At 70.5% G+C, this 1,927-nt stretch carries 3 protein-coding genes; 1 reads left to right on the plus strand and 2 read right to left on the minus strand.

Annotated features, from left to right (window positions below; genetic code table 11):
- Both AC2VOP_RS19045 and AC2VOP_RS19050 read right to left on the minus strand, forming a co-directional pair.
- Nucleotides 1–484: ATP phosphoribosyltransferase regulatory subunit (locus AC2VOP_RS19045; protein ID WP_486962416.1), on the minus strand; the 484-nt coding region annotated here is incomplete at its 3' end.
- On the minus strand, nt 481–1,155 hold the full coding sequence (locus AC2VOP_RS19050) for an MBL fold metallo-hydrolase (RefSeq protein ID WP_486962418.1): 675 nt from the start codon (nt 1,153–1,155) through the stop codon (nt 481–483). The genes AC2VOP_RS19050 and AC2VOP_RS19045, both read right to left, overlap by 4 nt.
- A gap of 60 nt (nt 1,156–1,215) precedes the next feature.
- On the opposite strand from AC2VOP_RS19050, the gene AC2VOP_RS19055 reads away from it, so the two are divergent.
- Nucleotides 1,216–1,927: peptidylprolyl isomerase (locus AC2VOP_RS19055; protein ID WP_486962417.1), on the plus strand; the 712-nt coding region annotated here is incomplete at its 3' end.

The following is a 1,927-nucleotide window of genomic DNA, read 5'->3' on the forward strand; positions in this document are numbered from 1 at the left end:
GCCGGAAGCCGGTCAGGCCCAGCGACCGGAAGCCGGCGTCGGCGACCGCGATCACCTCCGCGTCCAGCGCGGGATCGTCGACACCGATCGCCTCCACTCCGACCTGCTGCAGCTGTCGGTAGCGGCCAGCCTGGGGGCGCTCGTAGCGGAAGAACGGCCCCGCGTAGCACAGCTTGACCGGCAGCCCGCCGCGGTCCAGTCCGTGCTCGATCACCGCACGCACCACCGGCGCGGTGCCTTCCGGGCGCAGTGTCACCGAGCGGCCCCCGCGGTCGGCGAATGTGTACATCTCCTTGGCGACCACGTCGCTGGACTCGCCCACCCCGCGCGCGAACAGTGCGGTGTCCTCGAAGACGGGCAGTTCGACGTCGCTGTAGCCGGCGCGGCGGGCGGCGGTGAGCAACCCGTCGCGCACGGCGACGAAGGCCGACGAGGACGGCGGCAGGTAGTCCGGCACCCCTTTGGGCGCCGCGATGGGGGTCACGCGCTCAACCCCTGCAGGAACGGGTTGTGGCGACGCTCGGCGCCGATGGTGGTCTTCGGGCCGTGCCCGGGCAGCACCACGGTGTCGTCGTCAAGCACCAGCAGTTTGTCGACGATGGACCCCAGCAGGTCGCGTCCGCTGCCGCCGGGCAGGTCGGTGCGGCCCACCGAGCCGGCAAACAGCGTGTCCCCGCTGAACACCAGGGCCCGGGGGCCGTCCGAGCCGTCCGGGATGCGAAAGCTCACCGAGCCGCGGGTGTGCCCGGGGGTGTGGTCGACCGCCACGCTGATGCCGCCGAGTTCGACCCGGGCACCGTCGCGGTCCAGCTCGACCACCTGCCTGGGCTCGGTGAAGAAAGCGCTCGCCAGCAGCTGGCCCAGCCGCGGCCCGAAGCCCCGGATCGGGTCGGTGAGCATGAACCGGTCCGCGGGATGAATGTAGGCCGGACAACCGTAGCTGTCGGACACCTTCTGCGCCGACCAGATGTGGTCGATGTGGCCGTGGGTGAGCAGCACCGCGGCCGGGGTGAGCCGATGCTGGTCGAGGATGCGGCGCAGCGGCGCGAACGCGCGCTGGCCGGGGTCGACGATGACGGCATCGGCGCCGGGGCGGCAGGCGACGACGTAGCAGTTGCACGCCAGCATCCCGGCGGGAAATCCGGTGACCAACACGTCCGCCAGTTTCCCACCCCGCACGGGCGGTGATGTGGCCCGGCCTGGCACACTTTGTCCGTGCCGACCAACGAACAACGACGCGAGACCGCCAAACGCAAACTCCAACAACAGCTGGAACGCCGTGCCAGGCAGGCCCGTCGGAACCGAATTCTCGCCATCGCCGGTGCGATCGGCACGGCGGTGCTCGTGGCGGGCGCCGCGACGACGGCGGTGATCCGGATGAAGCACCGCTCGCACGACGAGACGACGACGCAGGCCGAGGCGCTCCCGGATTCCGATGCCCCGCAACTGCCGAAGTTCATCCCGTCGCCGACGGTGGGCGCCAAGTGTGAGTACCCGCCGTCGGCGCAACCGGCGGCCAAACAGGTGGAGCCGCCGCGAGCGGGCAAGGTGCCGACCGATCCGGCCCAGGTCAGCGTCAGCATGATGACCGATCAGGGGCCGATCGGCCTGCTGCTCGACAATGCCGAATCGCCCTGCACGGTCAACAGCTTCATCAGCCTGGCGAGCAAGGGCTTCTTCGACAACACCGGTTGCCACCGGCTGACCACCGCGCCGGAGCTGCATGTGCTGCAGTGCGGCGACCCGACCGGCGACGGCACCGGCGGTCCGGGGTATGAGTTCGCCAACGAATACCCCACCACCCAGTACCAGCCCGGCGACCCCGCGCTTGCCGAACCCGTGGTCTACCCGCGCGGCACGCTGGCGATGGCCAACTCCGGGCCGAACACCAACGGCAGCCAGTTCTTCCTGGTGTACCAAGATTCCA

The sequence above is a fragment of the Mycobacterium sp. TH-M106 genome (genome assembly GCF_057473765.1).